The sequence below is a fragment of the Arthrobacter sp. SPG23 genome (assembly GCF_000876655.1).
Lineage (GTDB): Bacteria > Actinomycetota > Actinomycetes > Actinomycetales > Micrococcaceae > Arthrobacter.
Genome location: NZ_JYCN01000015.1, coordinates 140,854 through 159,742 on the forward strand (window position 1 = coordinate 140,854; position 18,889 = coordinate 159,742).

The following is an 18,889-nucleotide window of genomic DNA, read 5'->3' on the forward strand; positions in this document are numbered from 1 at the left end:
AGTCTAGGGCCACGTCATGCTGGGCCCAATGGCGTCCACTGCCTGCGACAGCGGGATGCCGGAGCCGTCCCGGCGGCCGTGTTCCTGCGGCAGCGACCGCGCCACCCCGGCCAGCGAGGACGCCTTGGCCGGGCCGTGTCCTGCCCACGCGATGAGGAGGGTATCCTCGCCCTTCAGGAAGCGGTGCGCACGGACTCCGGCAGTGGCCCGGCCCTTGGCCGGGTACTCCGCAAAAGCAGTGACTTTCCCGGCCCCGGGAGCCGTGCCCGGCAGGGCGCCTTCGGTCCCGGACACCGTCACCACAACGGCGTCCTCGTCGCCCGGGGCGACGGTGCCGAAGAACAGCACTTGGTCCCCGGCGGCCAGTTTGATCCCCGCCATGCCGCCCGCGGTGCGGCCCTGCGGCCGGACATTTGCCGCGCTGAAGCGCAGCAGCTGGGCCTGCCTGGTCAGGAACACGAGGTCGACGTCGTCGGACCCGGCGGGTTCAACGCCCACCACCGTGTCCTTGTCCTTGAGGGCAATGACTTCCCAGTCCTCGCGGTTGAGGGGGTAGTCGGGCTGCACGCGTTTGACGATGCCCTGCGCCGTACCGATCGCCAGCACGGAGTCCAGCGGAGCGAACGCAACCAGCGTTTCACCCTTCAGCAGGGTGATGAAGTCCTTGGCGGGCACGCCGCCGGCCAGGTTGGGAAGCCCGGACATCGGCGGCAGTACGGGCATGTCCATGACCTGGAGGCGCAGCATCCTGCCCAGGGATGTGACGGCGGCGATCTCGCCGCGCGCGGAGGTTTTCACCACGGACCGGAAGACGTCGTGCTTTGACCGCGGTCCGGACTCGGCGAGGGGTTCCTGGTTGGAGGTCCGGGCGATCTGTCCGCTGGCGGTCAGGATGGCCCAGCAGGGGTCGTCGGCGATTTCGAGTGCGAGCGGGGCCGCCTTGCCCTTGCCGCCGGGCGCAGCAGCCAGCGCGGCGACGGTGGGGGAGACCGCTTCGGACTCGAGCAGGACTGTCCGGCGGGGCGTGCCGTACTTCTCGGCAATGTCGCCGAGTTCGTCGGACACCAGTTCGCGCAGGCGCTGGTCCGAACCGAGGATGGCCTCCAGTTCCGCGATTTCGCGTTTGAGCTGGTCCTGCTCCTTTTCGAGCTCGATCCGGGAGTACTTGGTCAGCTGCCGGAGCCGGAGTTCCAGGATGTAGTTCGCCTGGATCTCGGTGAGGTCGTAGATGGACATGAGGCGTTCGCGGGCGGCGGCAACCTCGTCGGAGGACCGGATGATCTGGATGACCTCATCGATGTCCACGATGGCGATCAGGAGGCCCTCCACCAGGTGGAGGCGGTCCTTTTTCTTTGCCAGCCGGAAGGCCGTCCGGCGCCGCACCACGGTGATGCGGTGGTCGACGTAGACGGAGAGGAGCTGCACCAGCCCCAGCGTCTGGGGCTGGCCGTCCACCAGCGTCACGTTGTTGATGCCGAAGGAATCTTCCATGGGCGAGTAGCGGTACAGCTGCTGGAGCACGGCGTTCGGGTTGAAGCCGTTCTTCAGTTCGATGACCAGCCGCAGCCCGTGCTTGCGGTCGGTGAGGTCCACGATGTCGCTGATGCCGGTCAGCTTCTTGCCATTGACGGCGTCCTTGATCTTCTCGATCACCTTCTCCGGGCCCACCATGTAGGGAAGTTCGGTGACCACCAGGCCGGTGCGGCGGGCGGACAGCTGCTCCACCTCCACCTTGGCGCGTGTCTTGAACGAGCCACGGCCGGTGGCATACGCGTCCCGGATGCCGTCCAGTCCCACGATCCGTCCGCCCGTGGGCAGGTCCGGGCCGGGGACGAAGCGCATGAGGTCCTCGAGGGTGGCCTCCGGGTTCGCGATCAGGTGCCTGGCGGCGGAGATGACCTCCACGAGGTTGTGCGGGGCCATGTTCGTGGCCATGCCGACGGCGATGCCGGTGGCGCCGTTGACCAGCAGGTTGGGGAACGCCGCCGGGAGGACATCCGGCTGGGTCAGCTGGTTGTCATAGTTGGGGACAAAGTCCACCACGTCTTCGTCGAGGTGGTCGGTGAGGGTGAGCGCCGCCGCCGCGAGGCGGGCCTCTGTGTACCGCGGGGCCGCCGGGCCGTCGTCGAGCGAGCCGAAGTTGCCGTGGCCGTCGATCAGCGGCAGCCGCAGCGAAAAGTCCTGTGCCATGCGCACCATGGCATCGTAGATCGCCGTGTCGCCGTGCGGGTGCAGCTTGCCCATGACTTCGCCCACCACGCGGGCGCTCTTCACGTGGCCGCGGTCCGGACGCAGGCCCATCTCGCTCATCATGTAGAGAATGCGCCGCTGCACCGGCTTCAGGCCGTCACGGGCGTCCGGGAGGGCCCGCGAATAGATGACTGAATAGGCGTACTCGAGGAACGAGCCTTCCATTTCCGACGTGACGTCGATGTCAACAATGTTCTCGGTGTAGTCCTGGACGGCGTCCCCTGCCGGGGCGGAACTTTGGCGGCGGGCCATGGGGCTGGTGGATCCTTAACGGTTTACTGGCGAATTTTAGCTAGGCTAAGCCTATGGTGGATCAGCCCGGGGACGGCGTATATCCGGAATATTGGGAAGCCGATGTCGTTCTGCGGGACGGAGGGACGGCTCATTTGCGCCCGATCCACCCCGCAGATGCCGACGCCGTACAGGCTTTCCATACCGGCCAGTCGCAAAAATCCATCTACATGCGGTTCTTCGCCTTCAAGGCGCGGCTCTCCAGCAAGGAGCTGAAGCGCTTCACGGAAGTGGACTACAAGGACCGGGTGGCGCTGGTGATCACCATCGGCGGTGAAATCCTGGGCATCGGCCGCTACGACCGGCTGGCCGATCCCGAAGAAGCCGAGGTTGCCTTCAATATAGCGGACGCCCACCAGGGCCGCGGCATCGGGTCGATCCTGCTTGAGCACCTGGCCGCCGCCGCCCGCGAAAACGGGATCCGGAAGTTCAGTGCCGAAGTGCTGCCGGAAAACCGCAAAATGCTGATGGTCTTCTCCGACGCCGGCTACGACGTCAAAAGGCACTTCGACGACGGCGTCGTGAGCCTGGAGTTCAACATCGACCCCACGGAAAAGTCCCGGGCCGTGATGGAATCACGGGAGCACCGCGCGGAGGCGCGCAGCATCCAGGAGCTGCTGGCGCCGTCGTCGGTGGCCGTGATCGGTGCCAGCCGCAAATGGGGCACCATCGGCTACCAGCTGCTCGAACACATCATCGAAGGCGGTTTCACCGGGCCGGTCTATGCCATCAACCCCGAGGCACTCGAACTCGCCGGCATGCTGTCCTTCGCCAGGCTCTCCGACGTGCCGGACCCTGTCCGGCTGGCCATCATCGCCGTGCCGTACGAGGAAGTACCGAACGTGGTGGCTGACTGCGCAGCCGCAGGCGTGAAGGGCGTTGTGGTGGCGACGGCCGGGTACGCCGACGACGGCGAACGCGGGCTGGCACGGCAGCGCGAGCTGGTCCGCCAGGCCAGATCCAATGGAATGCGCGTGATCGGACCGGCATCCCTGGGCATCGTCAATACCAACCCCGCCGTGTCCCTGAATGCGTCGATGGCGCCGAGCCTGCCGCGCCGCGGCGGTCTGGGCCTGTTCAGCCAGTCCGCCGCCATCGGAGTGGCCTTGTACGCGGCGTCCAGCCGGCGCCGGCTGGGCCTCTCGACCTTCCTGTCGGCAGGCAACCGGGCGGACGTCTCCGGCAACGACATGATGCAGTTCTGGGAAGACGACGCCGACACGGCCGCGGTGGGGCTGTACCTGGAATCCATCGGCAATCCGCGTAAGTTTTCCCGGCTGGCGCGGCGCCTTGCCCGCACCAAGCCCGTCATTGTGGCCAAGTCGGACGCCACGGGCCTCCAGCTGCCTCCGGGGCATGCGGTGCGGACCACCCAGGCCCCCGCCGGCGCACTGGACGCGATGATGCGCCAGTCCGGCGTGATCCGGGTTGAAACCATTGAACAGCTGATGGACGTGGCACAGATTGTGGCCGGCCAGCCGCTGCCTGCCGGGGCGGACATCGCCGTTTTCAGCAACTCCCGCGCGCTCGGCAAAGTGGTGGCGGACAGTGCCGCAGCCAACGGGCTCGGGGTTGAACAGATTGTCACCGACGTGGATCTCGACGCCGGCATGTCACTGGCGCTGCCTGCCCTCCGCGAGAGCCTGGCCAGGACACTCGCTGCGGACTCCGTCCACGCCGTGGTGGTGGCGCTGCTGCCGGCACGGGGCCTGACCGTGGAAAAAATCGCCGGAGTCCTGGCGGAATGCTCCGCCGCAGCCGGGAAACCGGTGGTTGCCGCGTTCACCGGGATCCTGGACCCGTCCGTCTACGTCGAGGGAATGGTGGGGGCCGAAGCCGGGCCGGTCCACTCCGTGGAGCATGAGTCCGCAAGCGGATCAGTGCCCTGCTACTCCAATCCCGGCGCCGCCGTCGCAGCGCTCGCCGCCGTGGTCAAGTATGCCGAGTGGGTGGACCGCGACCAGGGCCTGTTCGTGGAGCCGGAGGGCTGCGACCCGGAAAGTGTCAGGACCGGGCTTGAGGAAATGCTCCATGACGTCCCCGGTGAACAGCTGGTGCAGCTTGACCCTGCGAGGGCAGCAACGCTGCTGGCCCATTACGGTATCCACGTTGTCCCGTCCGAGGGGTTCGAGACGCCGGACCAGGCCGTGGCGGCCGCGGAGCGGTTGGGCTGGCCTGTGGTGCTCAAGACAACGGACCCGGCACTGCGCCACCGGCTGGATCTGGGCGGGGTGCGGCTGGACATCCAGGACGCGGACTCCCTGCGGCGGAACATCGTTGAAATGCACCGCGCCCTGGCGCCGTACGGCTCGCCGTCCATGGAGGTCCAGACGATGGCGCCTGTGGGGCAGGCCTGCACCTTCCGGGCGATTGAGGATCCGCTGCTGGGCCCGGTGGTTTCCTTCGGACTGGCCGGCGACGCCGTGAACCTGCTGGAGGACTGGGCCCACCGGGTGCCGCCGCTGTCCGGCGCCGATGTCCACGATTTCATCCGCGCACCGCGGGCAGCCCGGAAACTGTTTGGCTACCAGGGCCTGCCGGCCGTGGATGTCGCGGCGCTGGAGGACATCGCTGCGCGGTTGACCCGGCTCAAGGACAACCATCCCGAAATAGCGCTCGTTGAGTTCAATCCTGTCCTGGCCGGCCCGCGGGGCGCATCGATCCTGGCGGCCGATGTCCGGATCGCGAACGCAGCCCAGCGGACCGACAGCGCCCGGCGTGCGATGCGGAGTTAGCACAGTTAGCAAGTGCCCAGCCGATCTGTGAAAATGGGGTAATGAGTCCCCAGCCTCCCACGTCGAAGCCGCAAGCACCCCGAACCGGCCACCAGGCCCCGCACAGCCATAACGCGCATGACCACGGTGCCCAGGGCCAGAGCCTTGAAGGGGCCCTCCAGCAGGCAGGCTTCTACCCCCGGCTGGTAGCCGATGTTGTTGACGATGCACTGGACGGCCGCGACTGCATGGCGCACCTTGTGCACCTTGAGACCCATTTCGACCGGGCAGAAGTCCGCCGCCACATCACCGTGCTGGTGCTGACGGACGACATGCTGGTCATCGCCCACGTTGACGACCAGCAGTTGGACGAGGCCGGGGAACAGATCGTCGCCCAAATCTCCACCGAGTCCGTGCCCGTGGCGCAGATCCGCTCCGTGGTGCTGAGCTACATGTACGCCCAGCCGCAGAACTACAAGCCCTCCGATCCTGTCCGGGAACTCACCCTCTCCATCGCCTGGTCCGGCGGCCAGCGGCTGGACATGGGACCGGCCAGCTGCGGGGATCCGCAGTGCGAGGCGGACCACGGCTACAGCGGCACCATCGCCCAGGAAGACATTGTGCTGCGCATCAGCGCCGAAGCTGACGGCCTGCAGGCCGTCCAGGACGCCAAGCTGTTCGCCCGGGCGCTTCGTGCGGTCAACACCGGTTCGCCGGCGCCCGTGCCGCACAGCCCCGTGTCCGCGCCGCGACCCCGCACCGGTGTCTTCGGAAACCGCCTCAGCCGCGGGCACCAGCGCTGAGATGACGCCCGGAAACAACAGCGAACCGTCAGCAATAGCCGTCACGGAGGGAACCCCCGCTCCTTCGTCGATGCCCGCGGCGCCCGCGTTCGGTCAACGCTCCATCGCGGAAGTCCTCACCAGTGCGGCAGCCAGCCTTGGGATTGAGGGCTTCGATAACCGGTTGAACCTGCCTGCCGCCAAGCGGGTATGCGTGGTCCTGGCAGATGGCCTGGGCCGCGGCCTGCTGAAACAGAAGTCGGCGCACACCCCCTTCCTCCGGTCCGTGATGCAGCAGGGACAGGGAAAGGTGCCGGTAGCCCTGGATTCCGCTTTTCCCTCTACCACTGCATCCTCCCTCGCCAGCTTTGGTACCGGGCTCCCGGCCGGCCAGCACGGACTGGTGGGCTATGACGTCCTGGACCCGGCACAGGACAAGGTTGTCAACATGCTGGGCAACTGGGACGCCGGAGTGGACCCCCGGGAGTGGCAGCCCTTTACGACGGTGTTCGAGCGCGCCGCCGCCCACACCGACGTCACCACCATCAGCCTTCCCCAGTTCGGCGACTCACCCATGACGCAGGCTGCCCTGCGGGGTGGCCGCTTTATCGCCGCCGCAACTCCGCATGCCAGGACTGCCGCAGCGGCCGACGCCATGCTTGCGGCCGAAAGCTCACTGATGTACTTCTACGTCAACGACCTGGACAAGGCCGGACACCGTTATGGCTGCCAGTCGGCCCAGTGGGAACACCAGCTTGAAGAACTGGACGCCACCGTCAAGCGGCTTAACGCCACCCTTCCGCCGGGCACCACGGTCCTTTTGACGGCGGACCATGGCATGCTCGACGTTCCCGAATCGCAGCGCCTCGACTACTCGGCGGATCCTGACCTCATTGCCGGGGTCCGGCACACAGCGGGGGAGCCGCGCATGGTGCACCTGTACCTTGAGCCGGACGCCGGGGAACAGGACCGCGCCAGGCTCCTCGGGTCGTGGCGGGAACGGTTCGGCGACAGGATCTGGGCGTTTACCCGGGAGCAGGCCGTGGCCGCCGGGCTGTTCGGCGATGTCCGGCCGGAGGTCAGCCCGCGCATCGGGGACGTGATGATCGCCGCCCGGGATGCCCTGGCGTTCTACGACACGCGCCGAGTGCGCCCCACCGCGCTGGAGGTCGTAGGACAGCACGGATCGCTGACCAAGGCGGAGCGAGAGGTTCCGCTGTTGTGTTTCCAGGCTCAAGGCAGAAAGGGAGCGCGTGGCTGAACTCGTTTTCTTCTCAGGCACCATGGACTGCGGGAAATCCACCCTGGCCCTGCAGATGGACCACAACCACCGTGCCCGCGGGCGCGGCGGTGTCCGGTTCAGCCGCAACGACCGGGCGGGCGGTGCAAGGATCTCCAGCCGGCTCGGACTGGAGACGGACTGCGTGGAGGTCCAGGACACCACGGATTTCTGGGACGAAGTGATCGAGCGGCGCACCCGCGGCCTGCGGGTGGACTACCTCATCTGCGACGAAGCCCAGTTCTACTCGCCGGAGCAGGTGGAACAGCTGGCCCGGATTGTGGATGAGATCGACGTCGACGTGTTTGCGTTTGGGATCAGCGCGGACTTCCGCACCAGGCTCTTCCCGGGATCGCAGCGGCTGATCGAGCTGGCGGACCGCGTTCAGGTCCTGCAGGTGGAGGCCTTGTGCTGGTGCGGACGCCGGGCCACCCATAATGCACGGACCATTGACGGAGTGATGGTCACCGAAGGGGCTCAGGTAGTGGTGGGCGACGTCGACATGGCTGGAGATCCGGCGTCCACCGGCACAGCGGACCATGCCCCGGTGGTGGGCTATGAGACATTATGCAGGCGGCACTTCATGCGGCGGGTTACGGCCCACGGAGCCAACGTCATGGCCCAGCAGGACCAGTTGCTGCCGTTCGAGGTGGACGCCTGCCTGTGGCACGGTTCCGGTGAAACCCGGCGCAGCTGACCTGCTAGGCCGGGGCGCTGCCTGCCGGCGCGGACGGAGCAGGGTTAGCCAATTGGGCGGTTACCTCATCTGTCCAGGCGTCGACAGCAGCCCAGTCCCGCAAATCCCCGAACTGGCCGCCGGTGAGGCGGAACAACACCCGGAGCGGTGCCGGCATCTGACCGGCCTCGTATACACCGGAGAAGAGTTTGTGGCCGCGAAGCGGAACGTCCTTGGCGAGAACTCCCGTCAGGCGTGCCTGTTGTATCGCCGCACCCCGCTTGCGGAACGGCTTTGGCAGGGCGTCCGACATCCCCACGCTGAAGGCCCAGACAGGTCGCTTGGCCAGCTCAGGCGCATGGCGTGCAAGAAACGCGGCGGCCGGGGGCAGCCACGCCTGGTTGTGGATGGCGCTCCCCACAACAACAGCCTCGTACGAGGAGACCGACCCGATGTCCTCGACGGACCTGCACTCGACCTTCCCCATTTCGACCGCAATCCGGGAAGCTATGTGCTGAGCGATCTCGCGGGTGGAACCCAGTGCACTTGCATAGGCGACAAGAACAGCCATGATGAAGCCTCCTACCTTCCGTCCTCCAGTCTCCTTGAAACGTTGCCGGCTGGAAGGTGCCAAAAGTCCTGTTGCGCGCTCAGGCGAGGCAGGACCGGCTTAGTCGCCGCGTGCGCCGAAAACTATCTCATCCCAACTGGGTACGCTGGAGCGCTTGGGTTTTGACGGCTGCCGCTCCGGCTGTTCGGCTTCCCGGTCATTCCTGGCTGCGTCGTTCCGTGCTGCGTCGTTCCTCGCCGGTGCCGGAGCGTCGTCCCGGACCCGGCGGGGGCTCCCGCCGCCCAACAGCTCATCCAAGCCCACGTTCGGGGCGGATTCGCGGTTCCAGCCGGACTGGCGGCCGGTGGCCGCTCCCCTCACGGGAGCGGACTCCGCGCCGGCAGTTTCATCGCGTGGCGGGGCAGAATCGATCGTGGCCGGTGTGCTGCCGGACTCATCAGCGGATGCTTCGTCCGGACCCGTTACCGGGCGCAGGGGAGAGGCCACGATGGTGATTTCACGGGTTTCGGTGCTGACGCCGTCGTGGAGTTTCAGCCGTTCGTCGTCGTCCTCGGTGTGGCGGGGGGCCAGGCTCAGGCGGGACAGCACGGAGGCGCGGACCTCCCGCTTACGGGTGAACGAGTCGCCTTTGGCGGCAGGTGCAATGGCTTCCTCGCCGCTTTCTGGCGCTGTCCCGTTTTCGTCTGCCTCGGGTTCCGCTACTACATCGGACGGACGCGGGTGGGCCGCCGGAACACCGTTGGTGAGCAGCAGTGCCAAGGCATCGTCGCCATCTTCGTCCACGCCCAGCCGTTGGCCGCGGCGTGACCGCAGCATGTCGAGCAGCCCGTCCGGATCCTTTCCCGGCTGGCCGGAAGCCGTCCGGGCGGCTGCCGCTTCGGCGTCTGTCTCAAAGTCGAACGGCCGGTCGGAAACCGCTGACAGGCGGCGGGCAGGGACCGGGCCGTCGAGCGGTTCCAGTTCGCTGAGCTGCTGCGCCCACCGGTTGGCATTGTGAAGGGACTTGCGGGCCGGACTGAAGGTCCACATGGCTGGCGGTTCCTCGCCGATGCTGGCGTGCCGGCCGGGATTGGTCTCGAAGCGGGCGACGACGGTCCACGTGCCGTCCGGGCGCCGCCAGGAGTCCCATTCAACCGTTGAGGACTCGATGCCGTGGGCGTTGAGGCGGTGTGCCACCATGTCACCCAGGGTGGCGGGGCTGTCCCCGAAAGCGGAGCGGTAGACGTCATGGCCCGGTGCCGGGGAGGCCACCTCGATTTTTCGAGCCTGCTGGGCCACGTACTCGCGTTCCGCCAGGACGGGGCCTTCGTAGCGCTGGACCTTGGCCAGGGGAATGCCTGAGAGGTCTGCTACTTCGGCCGCCGTGGCCCCGCTTCGGATGCGCGCCTGGATGTCCCGCGGGGACATGGCAACGGGCGCAACGGTAGCGGCTACTTTCGCCGGAGAGCGGCTGGCCGCGAGTCGGAGAGCTTCGTCGATAGGCAGCTGGAACATCTCGCCGCCGGTGCCGCTCAACAGGAGATGCTCTCCGTCGTCGTGGACGCCTACAAGCCGTAGATCCTGCATACAAATCCTCCACCCTGGCATTACTGACATTCGAAACTCTGCCACCCGCCAGTCGCTTTTCCGGGGAAGGGAGAGGGCGCGCCGCGATATTCCGCGACTTTCCGGGGTTTGCCCCTCCATCGGGCCGCCCCGGTCCGCCGCCTGCCGGGCGTCCGGTTGCATGCTGCCCGAAGACCTCTCGCCTTCGGGCTTTGGTTAGGTGAAAATGGGCGCCTGCGCCGGGCACAAAATCATGCAGCCCGGCGTTGACATCGGTGAACCGGACCGGCGCCATGCCAAGGGGCATCATGATTCCCGGGGCGCAGCCTGCCGGGACCGGCGATCCAACCGAACAAAGCGGAGTGTGAAAGAAAATAATGGCGACAGATTATGATGCGCCGCGGAAATCAGAAGAGGAACTGAACGAGGATTCCATCGAGGAGCTGAAGACCAGGCGCGCGGAAAAGCCGACGGCGGTGGTGGATGAGGACGAGTCCGACCTTGCCGAAGGCTATGAGCTCCCGGGTGCAGATCTGTCCGGCGAGGAACTTTTGGTCCGCGTCCTGCCGGCCCAGGCGGATGAATTCACCTGCTCGTCATGCTTCCTTGTCCGTCACCGCTCGCAGATCGCCCGCGAGAAGGACGGTCTGCTGTTCTGCAAGGACTGCGAGGGCTGAGAGCGTCGGGGGCTGCTCGCCGGCGCGTGCGCGCGTGTGCTCAGGCGCCGGTCAGGACGGCGGTCAGTTCTGCCGGGTGCCGCGTTGACGTGAGCCAGTATGGAGTCGGATCGGAGGGGTCGGTGATGTCGATCTTAACCACGGGGTCAACCCAGCCGCGGATGCAGAGGTATGCCAGTCCGTTCAGGCGCGGGCCGCGCTCTGCGGTCGCCTCCTTGCCGCTGAACGGGGTCACGGTTCCTATGTACCGGCGTTCGATGGTGGCGCGCCCCACCTGAAGGGTCTCCGCCGTCACCGTGATTGAGGGCGTGGACAGGACCAGCAGTACGGTGATGATGGCGAAAAGCACCAGCGCCGCCGTGATGCCGGCCGCCATGCTGATCGGAGCGAAAACAAGGATGCCGGCGCCGGACAGGCCGGCCGCCACCAGCCAGATCCAGGGACTGGGGCGGATCTTCTCGTTGTAAAGAACGGTTGTTCCGCGGGGTGTGCTGTTGGGGGCAGGCACAGCTGCACTAGATTCCGGCATAGGCCCAGCTTTCCACTTTTCCCGGGCTATTTCACCTTGGCCGGGCGCCGGACGGTACCAGCGGCGGCTAGGCCCGGGTGTGCCGCTGGCGTTAGAGTGAATGACTGTGACTGAAGAAACTGCAGCCGTGACTACTTTGCCGTCGGACTCCCCGGAAGGCAGCGCTGCCGCCTACGGATCGCCCACCCTGTCCGTGCAGCTGAAAATGCTGGATGACGGCCTCGAAGCGCCGTCCTACGCCCATCCGGGCGACGCCGGGGCGGATCTGCGGGCGCGCGAGGACGTGATCCTTGAACCGGGTGAACGCCGGCTGGTGCCCACCGGAGTCTCGATAGCCCTGCCGAACGGATTCGTGGCCCTCATCCACCCGCGTTCGGGGCTCGCCACCAAGCACGGACTGACAGTGGTCAACGCCCCCGGAACGGTCGACGCCGGATACCGCGGCGAGATCTCCGTGACCCTGCTGAACACGGACCGGGAGAAAGCCATTGAGCTCCGGCGCGGCGATAGAATTGCACAGATGGTCATTCAGCGCGTGGAGTACGCACAGTTTGTGGCCGTCGCGGAATTGAGCGACTCAGTCCGCGGTGACGGCGGCTTCGGTTCCACCGGTGGTTTCGGTTCGGCCGGCGGCTTCGCAACACCGCAGGCGTAGGCCCGGGGCGCCGCCAGGCACTGCCGGCGCTGCATGATTTACCGCGCGGCCCGGGTGGCACGGCGGGACAAGATCACAACTAAGGAGACAACCCGATGGTTTTTGGGCGTGGCAAGAAGGCCAAGAAGGACCAGGCAGCAGAGCCCGGGGAAACCCTGGAGACTGCAGGCTCTGACGAGGAGAGCACCGGCCGCCAAGCCACGGGACCCTTTGACGTCTCGGAGATTGACAGCACCGACGGCTACGTGGATCTCGGCGCCCTGCTGATTGCACCCCGGGAAGGCCTCCAGCTTCGTCTCGAAATAGAGGAAGCCACGCAACGGGTTGTGGCCGTCACCATGGACCTTGACGGTTCGAGCCTCCAGCTCCAGGCCTTCGCTGCCCCGCGCACCGAGGGACTCTGGGACGAGATCCGGGAGCAGATCGGGCAGTCCGTGGGAAGCCAGGGCGGCCAGGTCGAAGAAATCCCCGGAGCCTTCGGCACCGAACTGGTGGCTAAGCTTCCGGCAGGAACTGCCGACGGCGCGGCCGGCTACCGCGTGGCCCGCTTCATCGGCGTCGACGGTCCCCGCTGGTTCCTCCGCGGCGTCCTGGGCGGTGAGGCCGCACTGGACCGCGATGCCGCGGCGAACCTCGAATCCCTGTTCCGCCAGATCGTGGTGGTCCGGGGCGAGAGCCCGATGCCTCCGCGTGACCTGCTGCAGCTTCGCCTGCCGAAGGACTCCGCTCCGGCGCCCCAGCAGGGCGCACCCGAGTTCCAGCAACCCGAGCGCGGTCCGGAGATCACCCAGATTGGCTGATCCGGCCGGCCAATATCCGCAGCCCGAACTTTCCATTGGTGGATTGCCGGAGCGGGGCCGGGTGCTGTGCCGTGGCTTCATTGAGTCCGTGACGTACGTTCCGGCCACCCAGGTTGCCACGTTCACCGCGATCGTCATGGACCACGACCTCCCGCGCACCAAGCGCGGACCTGCCCCGGCCGGCACGGAACCGCGGTCGTCCCGGAAACCCGGGGGACCGGGCCGGCGCGACCGGCTGCGGGTCGTGTGGCTCGGCCGGCGGCGGGTACCCGGCGTCGACCCTGGGTGTGAACTCAGGCTGGAAGGCATGCTGACTGTGCGCGACGGTCTTCCCACCATGTTCAACCCCCGCTACGAGATACTGTCCCGCCAGGAGAACCAATGACGACGTCCGAGAACCCGGATCCCGCAGCCAGGCCCGGCCAGCCGCGCCCCACTCCGGAGTCGCCGTCAGTTGCCGACCTCGCGGAAGGCTACGCCGCGAAGGCCGGCCTGCACCGCTCGGAGGACGGCAGTATCGACGTGCTCAAGAGTGCGGGCGGTGTCCAGGGCATCGCGGAGAGCATCGTCCCCGGACTTGTCTTCCTCGTGGCCTTCACCGTCACCCGGGAGCTCACCCTGTCCCTGGTAGGCGCCCTGGCTGCGGCCGCTGCCTTCACGGTTGCCCGCCTCGTCCAACGCCGCCCGCTGACCCAGGCGCTGGCGGGGATCGCCGGCGTCGGAATTTCCGCGTGGCTTGCGAACACCACCGGCAAGGCTGAGAACTTCTATGTCCTCGGGTTCTTCACCAATGCCGCGTACATAGCCGGCATGGTGCTGTCCATTGCGCTCCGCTGGCCCATTGCGGGCCTGCTGTTCGGCTTTATCCGGAACGAGGGCCTGGACTGGCGCAAGGACCCGGCCCGGGTCCGGGCCTACCGCCTGGGCACCTGGGTGATCGTCGGCGTCCTGGCCCTGCGGCTCCTCGTTCAGGTGCCGCTGTACCTCCTCGGCGAGCAGGGCCTGGCCGGTCTTGCCACCACACGGCTTCTGATGGGGGCGCCGCTGTACATCCTGGGCATCTGGGTGGCGTGGCTCATCACCAAGCCCGTTGTGCCGGCGGAGCCGCCGGCTCCGTCACCGCCGCCGGGTGCACCGTCACAGCCGGGTCCTCCGCCGCTGCCTTAGCCGGCGGAACGTTCAGCCGTCGAAGCCGTCGTCCTCCGGCGCCTGCTGTTCCTGCCGGGCGGGGAGGTGGCCTTCTTCCCCCGCGGCCTGCTCCGATTCCCGGTCCTGCTGCTGCTCGGGGGGAGAGCAGCGCCCTGAGGTCGTCTTCGGCGGCGATGGTGGTGACGAAAAACAGTTCGTCACCGCCGTCGAGCACGTCGTCCCGGCTGGGAGTGATGGGGGCCTGGTCCCGCAGGATCGCCACCAGCGTTGAGTCTTCGGGCCAGTCGATGTCTCCTACAGTGAGTCCGATGACGTGTGAGTCGTGGGGAACGGTGAATTCGACAAGGGACGAAACCCCGGTCTGCAGGGTGAGCAGCCGGACGAGGTCGCCGATTTCCACCGCTTCCTCGACGAGTGCGGTCATGAGCTGGGGGGTGTTGACTGCGACGTCGACACCCCAGGAGTCGTTGAACATCCAGTCGTTCTTGGGGTTGTTGACGCGTCCCACGGTGCGTCCGACGCCGAACTCGGTCTTCGCCAGCAGGGACACCACCAGGTTGACCTTGTCGTCTCCTGTGGCTGAAACCACCACGTCGGCGTCGTCGAGTTTGGCGTCCTGGAGCGTGCTCAGCTCGCAGGCGTCGCCGACCAGCCAGTGCGCCCCGCGGAGCCCGCTGCGCCCGATCACTTCCGGCTTCAGGTCGATCAGCAGGATCTCGTGTTTGTGGGAAAGAAGCTCACGGGCGATCGAGGAACCGACGCTCCCTGCCCCGACGATAACGACTTTCACTTACTGCTCCTTGGGTGGTTCTTTGGCAAGAATGTGGCCTACCTCTGCGCTGCGGTCCACGCGCAGCATGGCATGGACAGTGTCGCCCTCCTGGTAGGAGGTGCCGGGGCCGGGCAGCATCCCTTCGCCGAACCTGGTCAGGTAGGCAATCCGGATGTCGGCCACCTTCTCGATGGCGGCCAGCGGGTGCCCGATCCAGGCCGGGTCGAGGTCGATTTCGGCCAGGACCAACCGGCCTGAAGGCTCACGGAAGTCCCCGGCCAGGTGCTGTTCCGGCAGGATCCGGCGCAGCACCTGGTCCGCGCTCCAACGCACGGCCGCCACCGTGGGAATGCCCAGGCGCTGGTAGATCTCGGCGCGGCCGGGGTCGTAGATCCTGGCCACCACATGGGGCACGTGGAAAGTCTCGCGGGCCACCCGGGTGGCCAGAATGTTGGAGTTGTCACCGCTGGACACCGCGGCGAAGGCATAGGCCTCACTGACGCCGGCCTGCTTCAGGGTTTCGCGGTCGAACCCGACTCCGGTGACCTTCCGGCCGGAAAAACCGGTGCGGAGCCGGCGGAAGGCGCGGTCGTCCTGGTCGATGATGGCCACCGAATGGCCCGCATCCTCGAGGGTATGCGCCAGCGTTGCTCCCACGCGGCCACAACCCATGATCACGAAGTGCGCCACCCGTGCCTCCTCAGTCTTTTTCCTGTTGCTGCGTAAGACTCTACCGGCCGTCCGGGCCGCCCGTTCCGGTGTCCGGCAGATACTGCGCGGCGTCGGCGGAGGCACCGGGCGGATCCTGTCATGACATCGCGTCCGAATCAGACTAGCTTTGTGGAGTGCTGACAATATTGAATGCCGTTAAACGGGTTCTCGTCGGGCGGCCATTCCGCAATGACCGGCTCGCCCATACCTTGCTGCCAAAGCGGATCGCGCTTCCGATTTTCGCCTCCGACGCCCTGTCCTCGGTGGCCTACGCGCCCGACGAAATCCTCCTGACCCTGGCCCTGGCGGGCGTCAGCGCCGTGGCCTTCTCGCCCTGGGTGGGGCTGGCCGTCATGGTAGTGCTGTTGACCGTCGTCGCGTCCTACCGGCAGAATGTCCACGCCTACCCCTCCGGCGGCGGCGATTACGAGATCGCCAACGAAAACCTGGGCAAGTTTGCCGGGCTCACGGTAGCGTCAGCGCTGCTGGTCGACTACGTCCTGACCGTTGCCGTGTCGATGTCCTCGGCCGCAGCCTATCTGACCACCGCCGTGCCCTCGCTGCACGGCGAGCGGGCCCTCATTGCGACTATCGGCGTCATCATTCTGGCCCTGGTGAACCTTCGCGGCATCCGGGAGGCCGGCAGCGTGTTCGCCGTCCCCACGTACATCTTCATGGCCTCCATCCTCGGCATGACTGCCGTCGGCATCTTCCAGGCCCTCACAGGCCAGTTAGGCAAGGCGCCGTCGGCGGATTTCACGATCGTTCCGGCCGCCGGCTTCGACGAAGGGCTGGTGGGCCTGGCCGGAGCGTTCCTGTTGCTGCGGGCGTTCTCCTCGGGTGCCGCGGCGCTTACCGGCGTCGAAGCCATCAGCAACGGCGTGCCGAACTTCCGGAAACCCAAGAGCAAGAACGCCGCGACCACCTTGCTCATGCTGGGCGTCATCGCCGCCTCCATGCTTGCCGGCATCATCTACCTGGCCAACGCCACCAAAGTGCACATTGTGCTGGACCCCGCCACGGAATTCCTGCTGGACGGGCAGCCCCTGCCCGAGGGCTACATCCAGAATCCGGCCATCAGCCAGATTGCCCAGACCATCTTCGGTGAAGGATCCATCCTTTTCTACGTGGTGGTCGCCGCCACCGGCGTGATCCTGGTGTTCGCGTCCAACACGGCCTTCAACGGCTTCCCGGTCCTGGGTTCGATCCTGGCCCAGGACGGCTACCTGCCCCGCCAGCTGCGCACCCGCGGCGACCGGCTGGCCTTCAGCAACGGCGTCCTGGCCCTGGCCGCCGGAGCCCTCGTGTTGATCCTCGCCTTCGACGCCGACGTCACCAAACTCATCCAGCTGTACATTGTGGGTGTCTTCATCTCGTTCACGATGAGCCAGCTCGGCATGATCCGGCACTGGGGCCGGGAGCTGAAGCTGGCCAGGGACCCTGCCATCAAGCTGCGCATGCTCAAGTCGCGCATCATCAACACGATCGGCTTCGGCATGACGGCGCTGGTCCTGGTGATCGTGCTGATCACCAAGTTTGAACAGGGGGCCTGGATCGCGCTGCTGGCGATGTTCGTGCTCTTCCTGATCATGTGGAGCATCCGCGCACACTACGACAACGTTGCCAAGGAACTGTCCGTGGACGAGGATTCCTCGCCCCGCGCCCTGCCGTCCCGCGTCCACGCCGTGCTGCTGGTTTCCCACGTCCGCAAGCCTGTGCTGCGGGCACTGGCATACGCCCGGGCATCGCGGCCCTCGCGGCTTGACGCCATCACCGTGGACATCAACTCCGAAGAAACCGCACACACCCTGGCCGACTGGGAAAAGCTCGAAATTCCGGTGCCGCTGACGGTCCTCGCCAGCCCGTACCGGGAAACGGTGACCCCCATCATGGAATACGTAAAGAACATGCGGCGGGATTCGCCCCGTGACCTGATCGTGGTCTACATCCCCGAGTACGTGGTGGGTAAATGGTGGGAACAGTTGGTCCATAACCAGACGGCCCTGCGGATCAAAACCCGCCTCCATTTCGAGCCGGGAGTCATGGTTGCCAGTGTGCCCTGGCAACTGAAATCGTCCGAAGAAGCCAAGAAATTGCAGGATATCCAATGAGCCCCGAGACCCAGACCCGCACGCACGCCGAACTCGTAGTGGACATCGGGCCCATCGCCCACGGCGGCCACTGCGTTGCCCGCCACGAAGGCCGCGTGGTTTTTGTCCGCCACGCCATTCCTGGCGAAAAGGTCCGGATCCGCCTGACGGACGCGGGCGAGGACTCAAATGTTTTGGCGCGCCGACGTCGTGGAAGTTCTCGAGGCGTCGCCGGACCGCCTGGCCCATTTCTGGCACGTGGCCGATTCCCTGCGGTCCTGGTCCCATGGCCACCCTCCGGTAGGCGGTGCAGAGCTGGGCCACGTATCACTTGGACGCCAGCGAAGCCTCAAGGCGGACGTCCTGGCGGAACAGCTGAAGCGGCTCGCCGGCGTCGAACGTGTCACGGAGGTGGAAGCTGTCGGCGCGGCCGCCGCCACAGGCGACCACAGCCCTGGTGCGCCCGGTCTGGGCTGGCGCACACGGGCCAGCTTTGCCGTGACACCCGCAGGCAAGCTGGGCATGCACGCCCACCGGTCCGACCAGGTCATTGCCATCCGCGAGATGCCATTGGCCGTGTCCGGCATCAACGACCTCAGGCTCTGGGACATCGACCTCACGGGCATTGAGCGCGTCGAAGTGGCAGCCCCCGCCAACGGATCGCGCGCGCTGGTGCTGCTGGCCCCGGCTGCAGGCACCCGCGCAAAGCGCCTCAGCGGGATCCTTGCCCAGCTGCCCGACGACGTCTCGGTGGCCAGCTTCGATCCGGCCAAGGGGGAGGCGCTGCAGCTCCGCGGACGCACGTGGGTGCAGGAGTCGGCCGCCGGGCACGAGTTCCGGGTCACGGGGGAGGGCTTCTGGCAGATCCACCGGGATGCTCCGGAGACACTCGTCGGGGCGGTGAAGGGATTCCTGCGCGACGGCGGGTACCTGGAGCCCGGCGCGGTGGTTGCGGACCTGTATGCCGGGGCGGGCCTGTTCACCGCCGCACTCGCGGACGCCGTGGGCGTGACCGGCTCCGTGCTGTCCGTGGAGGGTGCCCCCGGCACCAGCCGCGACGCGCGGAAGAACCTGCACGAGGCGCCGCAGGTGGAGATCGTGCAGGGACGCGTGGAGCGCGTCCTGCGCCAGAAGCCCCGTAACTTCGATGCCCTGGTGCTGGACCCGCCCCGTGCCGGCGCGGGCAAGGCAGTGGTCAGCCAGCTGATGGCGGCAGGTCCCCGGGCCGTCGCCTACGTCTCCTGCGATCCGGCGTCGTTCGCCCGGGACCTGGGGTACTTCCGGCAGGGAGGCTGGCAGCTCGCGGGGTTGCGGGCGTTCGATCTGTATCCGCACACGCACCACATGGAGACAGTGGCGTTGCTGACGCCCCCGGCCTGATGTGACTAGGATGGGCGT

General features: G+C 66.9%; 15 protein-coding genes and 2 pseudogenes. 11 read left to right on the forward strand and 6 right to left on the reverse strand.

What is annotated here, in order from left to right:
* Positions 1–3 precede the first annotated feature (3 nt).
* The gene (locus TV39_RS08355) at positions 4–2,502 is read right to left on the reverse strand and encodes a DNA gyrase/topoisomerase IV subunit A (RefSeq protein WP_043480571.1); all 2,499 of its coding nucleotides are present in this window, start codon (positions 2,500–2,502) and stop codon (positions 4–6) included.
* 53 nt (positions 2,503–2,555) lie between these two features.
* On the opposite strand from TV39_RS08355, the gene TV39_RS08360 reads away from it, so the two are divergent.
* The 4 genes from TV39_RS08360 (at position 2,556) to TV39_RS08375 (ending at position 8,013) form a co-directional block, all read left to right on the forward strand.
* Complete coding sequence (locus tag TV39_RS08360) at positions 2,556–5,276, forward strand: bifunctional acetate--CoA ligase family protein/GNAT family N-acetyltransferase (protein ID WP_043480573.1); 2,721 nt, start codon at positions 2,556–2,558, stop codon at positions 5,274–5,276.
* Between the two features lie 41 nt (positions 5,277–5,317).
* Entirely contained in the window at positions 5,318–6,058 is a 741-nt protein-coding gene (locus TV39_RS08365; protein WP_043480575.1) for a DUF5998 family protein, read from the forward strand.
* 70 nt (positions 6,059–6,128) lie between these two features.
* Positions 6,129–7,298 (forward strand): alkaline phosphatase family protein, encoded by a 1,170-nt coding sequence (locus TV39_RS08370; protein ID WP_144406375.1) that lies wholly within the window; start codon positions 6,129–6,131, stop codon positions 7,296–7,298.
* Positions 7,291–8,013 carry a thymidine kinase gene (locus TV39_RS08375; protein WP_043480579.1) on the forward strand — a complete coding sequence of 241 codons (723 nt, stop codon included), beginning with the start codon at positions 7,291–7,293 and terminating at the stop codon, positions 8,011–8,013. Before TV39_RS08370 ends, TV39_RS08375 begins: the two co-directional genes overlap by 8 nt.
* A 4-nt stretch (positions 8,014–8,017) precedes the next feature.
* Here the strand turns inward: TV39_RS08375 and TV39_RS08380 are convergent, their stop codons facing one another.
* Both TV39_RS08380 and sepH read right to left on the reverse strand, forming a co-directional pair.
* Complete coding sequence (locus TV39_RS08380; protein ID WP_043480582.1) at positions 8,018–8,563, reverse strand: flavodoxin domain-containing protein; 546 nt, start codon at positions 8,561–8,563, stop codon at positions 8,018–8,020.
* A gap of 99 nt (positions 8,564–8,662) precedes the next feature.
* Entirely contained in the window at positions 8,663–10,129 is a 1,467-nt protein-coding gene (gene sepH, locus TV39_RS08385; protein ID WP_043480585.1) for a septation protein SepH, read from the reverse strand.
* A 356-nt stretch (positions 10,130–10,485) separates the two neighbouring features.
* Here sepH and TV39_RS08390 point away from each other — a divergent pair, with 356 nt between their 5' ends.
* Entirely contained in the window at positions 10,486–10,785 is a 300-nt protein-coding gene (locus TV39_RS08390; RefSeq protein WP_043480587.1) for a DUF4193 domain-containing protein, read from the forward strand.
* Between the two features lie 40 nt (positions 10,786–10,825).
* Here TV39_RS08390 and TV39_RS08395 read toward each other — a convergent pair whose 3' ends face one another.
* Positions 10,826–11,314 (reverse strand): DUF3093 domain-containing protein, encoded by a 489-nt coding sequence (locus TV39_RS08395; protein ID WP_043480590.1) that lies wholly within the window; start codon positions 11,312–11,314, stop codon positions 10,826–10,828.
* Positions 11,315–11,420: 106 nt separating this feature from the next.
* On the opposite strand from TV39_RS08395, the gene dut reads away from it, so the two are divergent.
* The 4 genes from dut (at position 11,421) to TV39_RS08415 (ending at position 13,936) form a co-directional block, all read left to right on the forward strand.
* Complete coding sequence (dut, locus tag TV39_RS08400; RefSeq protein WP_043480844.1) at positions 11,421–11,969, forward strand: dUTP diphosphatase; 549 nt, start codon at positions 11,421–11,423, stop codon at positions 11,967–11,969.
* A 95-nt stretch (positions 11,970–12,064) separates the two neighbouring features.
* On the forward strand, positions 12,065–12,769 hold the full coding sequence (locus TV39_RS08405; protein ID WP_043480592.1) for a DUF3710 domain-containing protein: 705 nt from the start codon (positions 12,065–12,067) through the stop codon (positions 12,767–12,769).
* A complete protein-coding gene (locus tag TV39_RS08410; RefSeq protein ID WP_043480594.1) occupies positions 12,762–13,154 on the forward strand; it encodes a hypothetical protein in 393 nt (130 codons plus the stop codon). Before TV39_RS08405 ends, TV39_RS08410 begins: the two co-directional genes overlap by 8 nt.
* Positions 13,151–13,936 carry a DUF3159 domain-containing protein gene (locus TV39_RS08415; RefSeq protein WP_043480597.1) on the forward strand — a complete coding sequence of 262 codons (786 nt, stop codon included), beginning with the start codon at positions 13,151–13,153 and terminating at the stop codon, positions 13,934–13,936. The genes TV39_RS08410 and TV39_RS08415 overlap by 4 nt, the downstream gene beginning before the upstream one ends.
* Positions 13,937–13,948: 12 nt before the next feature.
* Here TV39_RS08415 and TV39_RS08420 read toward each other — a convergent pair.
* Both TV39_RS08420 and TV39_RS08425 read right to left on the reverse strand, forming a co-directional pair.
* A pseudogene (locus TV39_RS08420) lies at positions 13,949–14,708 on the reverse strand (potassium channel family protein).
* A complete protein-coding gene (locus TV39_RS08425; RefSeq protein ID WP_043480599.1) occupies positions 14,709–15,380 on the reverse strand; it encodes a potassium channel family protein in 672 nt (223 codons plus the stop codon).
* Between the two features lie 155 nt (positions 15,381–15,535).
* On the opposite strand from TV39_RS08425, the gene TV39_RS08430 reads away from it, so the two are divergent.
* Both TV39_RS08430 and TV39_RS08435 read left to right on the forward strand, forming a co-directional pair.
* On the forward strand, positions 15,536–17,512 hold the full coding sequence (locus TV39_RS08430; RefSeq protein ID WP_043480600.1) for an APC family permease: 1,977 nt from the start codon (positions 15,536–15,538) through the stop codon (positions 17,510–17,512).
* A pseudogene (locus TV39_RS08435) lies at positions 17,509–18,871 on the forward strand (class I SAM-dependent RNA methyltransferase). Before TV39_RS08430 ends, TV39_RS08435 begins: the two are co-directional and overlap by 4 nt.
* The last annotated feature ends 18 nt before the right edge of the window (positions 18,872–18,889 follow it).